This window comes from Phenylobacterium sp., from assembly GCF_031412415.1.
In the GTDB taxonomy this organism is placed as follows: Bacteria; Pseudomonadota; Alphaproteobacteria; order Caulobacterales; family Caulobacteraceae; genus Phenylobacterium.
The window spans coordinates 1-5833 of record NZ_JANOCX010000298.1 but is presented as its reverse complement, the minus strand read 5'-3'; the positions used below and the strand labels follow the sequence as shown (position 1 = coordinate 5833).

The 5833-nt window shown below is 65.4% G+C and carries 4 protein-coding genes and 1 pseudogene; 3 read left to right on the top strand and 2 right to left on the bottom strand.

Annotated features, from left to right (window positions below; translation table 11 throughout):
* Positions 1–43: 43 nt before the first annotated feature.
* From RMO04_RS14415 to RMO04_RS14405, 3 genes and pseudogenes are all read left to right on the top strand, one after another.
* Positions 44–337, top strand: a pseudogene (locus tag RMO04_RS14415) (DUF3667 domain-containing protein); the annotation flags it as partial.
* Between the two features lie 125 nt (positions 338–462).
* Positions 463–1167, top strand: a complete 705-nt coding sequence (locus RMO04_RS14410; RefSeq protein WP_309645463.1) for a hypothetical protein — start codon at positions 463–465, stop codon at positions 1165–1167.
* Positions 1168–1412: 245 nt separating this feature from the next.
* Positions 1413–3794: a TonB-dependent receptor gene (locus tag RMO04_RS14405; RefSeq protein WP_309645462.1), complete on the top strand. Its 2382-nt coding sequence runs from the start codon at positions 1413–1415 to the stop codon at positions 3792–3794.
* 8 nt (positions 3795–3802) lie between these two features.
* Here RMO04_RS14405 and RMO04_RS14400 read toward each other — a convergent pair whose 3' ends face one another.
* Positions 3803–4762 (bottom strand): phosphoribosylaminoimidazolesuccinocarboxamide synthase, encoded by a 960-nt coding sequence (locus tag RMO04_RS14400; RefSeq protein ID WP_309645461.1) that lies wholly within the window; start codon positions 4760–4762, stop codon positions 3803–3805.
* 54 nt (positions 4763–4816) lie between these two features.
* Positions 4817–5776, bottom strand: a complete 960-nt coding sequence (locus RMO04_RS14395) for a type II secretion system F family protein (RefSeq protein WP_309645460.1) — start codon at positions 5774–5776, stop codon at positions 4817–4819.
* Positions 5777–5833 lie beyond the last annotated feature (57 nt).

Below are 5833 nucleotides of genomic sequence, written 5' to 3'. Positions count from 1 at the left end.
GAACGGCGGTAACAGTGCGTCACGTATCGTGGGGACGTTTCGGATGGTGGATATCGACGCAGCCGGCGCGGCGGCGACCGGCGGAATAATCGGCTCGGCCATCGAGAAGCCCACCGGCCAGGCGGGCGATCATCATCATGTCTGCAGCGACTGCGGCGCCGAGACCACGGGCCGCTTCTGCCATAGCTGCGGCCAGCCGACCCACGTCCATCGCACCCTGCTGCACCTGGGCGAAGAGCTGCTGCATGGCGTGATGCACTTCGACAGCCGGATCTGGCGGACGCTGCCTCTGCTGGTCTTCAATCCCGGCAAGCTGACCCGCGAATGGGTCCACGGCAAACGCACCCGCTACGTGTCGCCGCTGGCCATGTTCCTGTTCACCGTCTTCGTCATGTTCATGATCCTCAGCTTCATGCCGGTGACGACGAATTGCCGATCGATGCATCGCTCCAGAAGACCGCGATGGCCAAGCGGGTCGCCGACGACGAGGCCAGCGCCAAGCAGGTGGAGGCCGAACTCGCCGAAGCCCTCACAGGCCCGAAAGTCGCCTCAGCAGAGCAGCGCGCAAAGCTGGAGCGGCGCGTCGCCTCAGCGCGCGCGCTGGTTGAAAGCACCAAGGAGGCCGAGGCCAACCTCAACAAGACGCCGCTGTCGACCTTCGGCAGCCGGGGCTGGGAGGAAGAGGTTCAGGCCGGCGCGAAGTCTGGAAAACTCAAAGCCAACACCGGCAACAAGAAACTGGACGAGAAGCTCAACAAGAAATTCCAGAACCCGGCCCTGGCGCTCTATAAAATCCAGCAAACCTTCTACAAGTTCTCGTTCCTGCTTGTGCCAATCTCACTACCCTTCGTGGCGCTGCTGTTTGTCTGGAAACGAGGCTTCACCTTCTACGACCACGGGGTCTTCGTACTCTACTCGCTGACCTTCATGGCGATGCTCATCATGGTCGCGGCGGCCGTCGTGCGGTGGGGCGGCGGCATCGGCGTGAGCGCGGTCACGCTGGCCCTGCCCTTCATCATCCCCATCCACATGTACGCCCAGCTCAAGGGCGCTTACAGCCTGAGGACGTTCTCCGCTCTCTGGCGGACCTTCATGCTGTTGAACTTCTGCACCGTGACCCTGGTCATCTTCCTGCTTGCGGTGATCATGCTGGGCTTCACCGGTTGAAGTCGTCCGGCTGGGGCTTTGGCGCCACAGGGGTCCACGCGACCCCGGCCCCGAGATGGGGGGGCCTCAACCCCTTTCGCCGTAACGCCTTGCAGGCGTAGTCGACGACAAAATACTCGCGCCACGGACGATTTTCGGCCCACCAGCGCGGCGCTCGATCAAGCTGGACAGGAAGGGGCGCAGCAGGATTACCTCGCGACCATAACACTCATGCCGCGCATCCGCAGGGATGGGCCGAGACACGAGTGAACGAGGGAGAAAACGACATGGCGTACAACCGCAAACGCGCGGCGGCTCAAGTGAGCTTGCTGGCGATCATCATGGCCATGCCCGCCACGGCGGCCATGGCGCAGAGCGAGCTCGACGAACTGGTCGTCACCGCCCGGAAGCGGGACGAGGCTCTGATCGACGTTCCCTTCTCGGTCAACGCGCTCAGCGAGGCCAAGATGCGCGAGCGCGGCGCGACCAATATCGAGGAACTGTCGCGCAACATCGCCGGCTTCACGGTCCAGAACCTTGGTCCGGGCCAGAGCCAGGTCGCCATCCGCGGCATCTCGGCGGGCCAGATCGTCCGCGACCAGCCGGGCGTCAAGGAACAGGTCGGCGTCTATCTCGACGAGTCGGTGATCTCGCTGTCGCTGTTCACGCCCGACATCGACCTTTTCGACCTGAACCGCGTCGAGGTTCTGCGCGGGCCTCAGGGCACCCTCTACGGCTCGGGCTCGCTGTCCGGCACGGTCCGCTACATCACCAACCAACCCAGCACGGACGCCTTCGAAGGCACGGTTGAGGGCACAGTCAGCTCGGTCTCCAAGGGTGAGTTCGGGTGGGACCTGAAGGGGATGATCAACGCCCCGCTCAGCGAGAACGCGGCCCTCCGCGTGGCGGCCTACTATTCGAACTTCGCGGGCTTCATCGACGCGGTCCAGCCGGGCGGCACGGTCAACGAGGACGTCAATGGCGGAACCCGACAAGGCGTCCGCGCCAGCCTGATGTTCAAGCCCTCCGAGAACCTGACCATCACGCCTAGGATCCTCTACCAGACCATCGACGTCGGCGGTTTCAACCGCGTCGACGTGTTCAACATCTTGGGCAATCAGTACACGACCACCCGCTCGCAAGCGCGCCTGGGCGACCTGCAGCAGTTCACCCAGCTCAAGGAGAAGTTCAAGGACGACCTCCTGCTGGGCGACCTGACCATCCAGTACGAGATGGGCGATCTCGCCCTGACCTCCATCTCCAGCTACACCGACCGCGAAGTCCTGGTGCTGCGCGACGCGACGGCGCTGACCGGCTCGATCACCGGCGGCTCGATTGGCCTGGCGTCGAATGTCTACACGCTCAACGCGCCGCTGGCCGACACCACCGACATCAAGTCGTTCACCCAGGAACTGCGCCTGGGATCGAACGGCGACGGCGCCTTCCAATGGGTGATCGGCGCCTTCTATTCGGATGTCGATCGCGACTACGCCCAGGTCCTGGACGTCCGTGGCTTCGAAACCCTGACCGGCATCCCGACCGCCGGCGCCCGCGCGCCGCGCGACGCCCTCTACTACTCCACTGTGCCCTACACCCAGACCCAGTACGCGGTCTTCGGGGAGGCCACCTTGGAAGTGAACGAGCGCCTGGATGTCACAGCCGGTCTTCGCTACGCGAGCTATGAGGAAGACCGGGTCCTGACCTTCGACGGGATCTTCGCCGACACCACCATCGGGGTGAAGGGCAACACCGAGGCCGAGGACTTCGCGCCGCGCGTGATCGTGGCCTACAAGGCCACCGACAACGTCACTCTAAACGCCCAGGCGTCCAAGGGCTTCCGGCTGGGCGGCATCAACGATCCGCTGAACCGGCCACTTTGCAGCGCCGCCGACTTCGCCACCTTCAACGCCCTGTCGACGCCCAGCTTCGACAACGAAACGGTGTGGAACTACGAGGCCGGTCTTAAGGCCAGGCTGGCGGAGGGACGCGGATCCCTCACTCTCGCGGCCTTCTATGCCGACATCGAGAACCTGCAGGCGACCATCGACGCCGGAAGCTGCTCGTCGCGGATCATCGTCAACGTGCCGAAGGCCAAGTCCAGCGGTGTCGAGGCCGAGTTCAGCATGCGGCTCAGCGAGAACTTCGACGTTTCCGCCTCGGCCTCGTGGAACAGCGCCGAACTGACATCCAGCGTTCGCGACGCCACCGGCGCGCCGATCCAGGGCCTGCGCGACGGCAACCGGCTTCCGACCGTGCCGGAGTTTCAGGCGGCCTTCAGCGTCAACTATACCCGCGAGATGGAGAACGGGCTCACCGCCTACAGCAACCTCACCTGGCAATATGTGGGTGATCGTTTCACCCAGATCTCCGACCAGGAGAACGACCCGCGCACGGTCAGCCTGTTCACGAATATCGGGGCGACCTCGGTCTCCACCCTCTCCTTCCCGCTGGAGCTGCCGGCCTACGACGTGGCCAACCTGCGGCTTGGGGTGCGGAACGAGACCTGGGACGCCGCGGTGTTCGTCAATAACCTGACGGACGAACGGGCCAAGCTCTCCATCGACCGCGAGCGCGGACTGCGAGCCCGCTATGGCTATCAGACCAACCAGCCGCGCACGATTGGGGTCACGGTTCGCCGGAGCTTCTAAAGGCGCGTCTAGAAGAACTGAGCCAGGTTGCGGCGGATCCGTTCTAGGACGGGTTCGTCGCCCTGGGGCGGCTCGAATGTCTGGCCGGTGATGGTCTCGAAGGCGCGGATATAGACCTCCGATGTCTTGAGGATCATCTCCGCGGGAATCTCGGGGATCGGGTCCTTGTAGGGATCGCAGCGCTCCGCCACCCAGGCGCGGACGAAGTCCTTGTCGAAGCTGTCCGGCCGCTCGCCCGCCGCAAAGCGCTCGTCGTAGGTCGCCGCGATCCAGTAGCGGCTAGAGTCCGGCGTGTGGATCTCGTCGGCCAGGATGATCGTCCCGCCGGCGTCGGTGCCGAACTCGTACTTGGTGTCCACCAGGATCAAGCCGCGTTTCGCGGCGATTTCCTTGCCGCGGGCGAAGAGCGCCAGGGCATAGGCCGCGAGCTGGTCCCACTGCCCCTGCGTCAGCAGCCCCTGCTCCACGATCTCCTCCGGCGTCAGCGGCTCGTCATGGGCGCCGTCGAAGGCCTTGGAGGTCGGCGTGATGATCGGTGCGGGCAGCTTTTGGTTATCGCGCAGGCCCTCCGGCAGGACGTGGCCGTACATCCGGCGCCCGCCCGCCTTGTAGAGCGTCAAGATCGAGGTGCCCGTCGTGCCGGCGAGGTAGTCGCGGACCACGATCTCGACCGGCAGGATATCCAGCCGCTTGCCGACCACCACATTCGGATCGGGATAGGACAGGACGTGGTTGGGGCAGATATCGGCGGTCTGTTCGAACCAGAACCGCGCTGTCTGGGTCAGGACCTGGCCCTTGTAGGGGATCGCCGCCAGGATCGTGTCGAAGGCGCTGACCCGATCCGAGGCGATGATGATGCGCCGCCCGTCGGGCAGGTCGTAGTTGTCGCGCACCTTGCCGAAATAGGCGTTCGGCAGCTCGGGGATGACGGCGTCCCGCAGGACGTGGCGCAGGGCTGAGGAATCCATGCGGCGACCTTATCGTCCGCGCTGGGGCCAACGCCAAGCCCAAAGCCGCGAAGTTCAGCCTGCCGGGCCAGCGCCGTTGAAGGTCTGCATCAGGCGGAAGATGGCGGGCAGCAACAGCACCCCCATCAGGCAGGGGAAGATGAAAAGGATTAGCGGCACCGTCAGCTTGACCGGCAGGGCCAGCGCCTTCTCCTCCGCGCGCAGCATCCGCTTCTGCCGCATGTCGCTGGAGAAGATGCTGAGCGTCTCGCCCAGGCTGGTGCCCATGTCCTCGGCCTGGCGCAGCATGGTGGCCAGCGCTCGGGCGTCGTCGATGCCTAGTCGGTCGGCGAAGGTGGACCAGCAGTCCTTGCGGGATTTGCCGGCGCGAAGCTCCAGGGTCAGCATGCGCAGGTGCACGGTGAGACGCGGGTAGCGTCGGGCCAGCTCATCGCAGACCCGCGCCACCGAGGCGTCCAGGGACAGGCCGGCCTCCACCGAGGCCACCAGCAGGTCCAGCAGGTCCGGGAACCCGTCGGAATATTCGAGCTCGCGATCCTTCTGCCGCATTCGCAGAACGTAGTCGGGGCCGAGCAAGGCGGCGAGCGCCAAGCTGCCGGCCAGGGTTATCGGTCCCATGCCGCCGCCCTTGAGCGCGAACGGCAGCAACAGCACCGTGCCCACGGTGGCGAGCGCCAGTGAGACCGCCCGGGCGCCCATGTAGTAGACCGCTGCGTCACGGTTAAAGAACCCGGCTCGCATCAGGCGCATTCGCACATCGGAGACCCGCGACGGGTCGCTGACCGCCGCGCGCTGGCCGAGCCGGCGCAGGCCCTCGATGGCGTGACCGAAGACCCGCACCTCGCCGCGCGGCGCGACCAGCCCGCCTTCGCCGCCCGGGAGGTGGAAGCGGGCGCGGCGCTGCGAACGGACGCGGACCTCGCCCACCAGGACGACCGCCCCGCCGATGGCGGCCACCGACAGCAGGACCAGGGCCAAGCCGGTGACCAGATTCTGAAGAAGCGTCGGGTCCATCACATCAGATCCGCATGGCGACCATCTTGCGCATGATCAGGTTGCCGATGACGATCC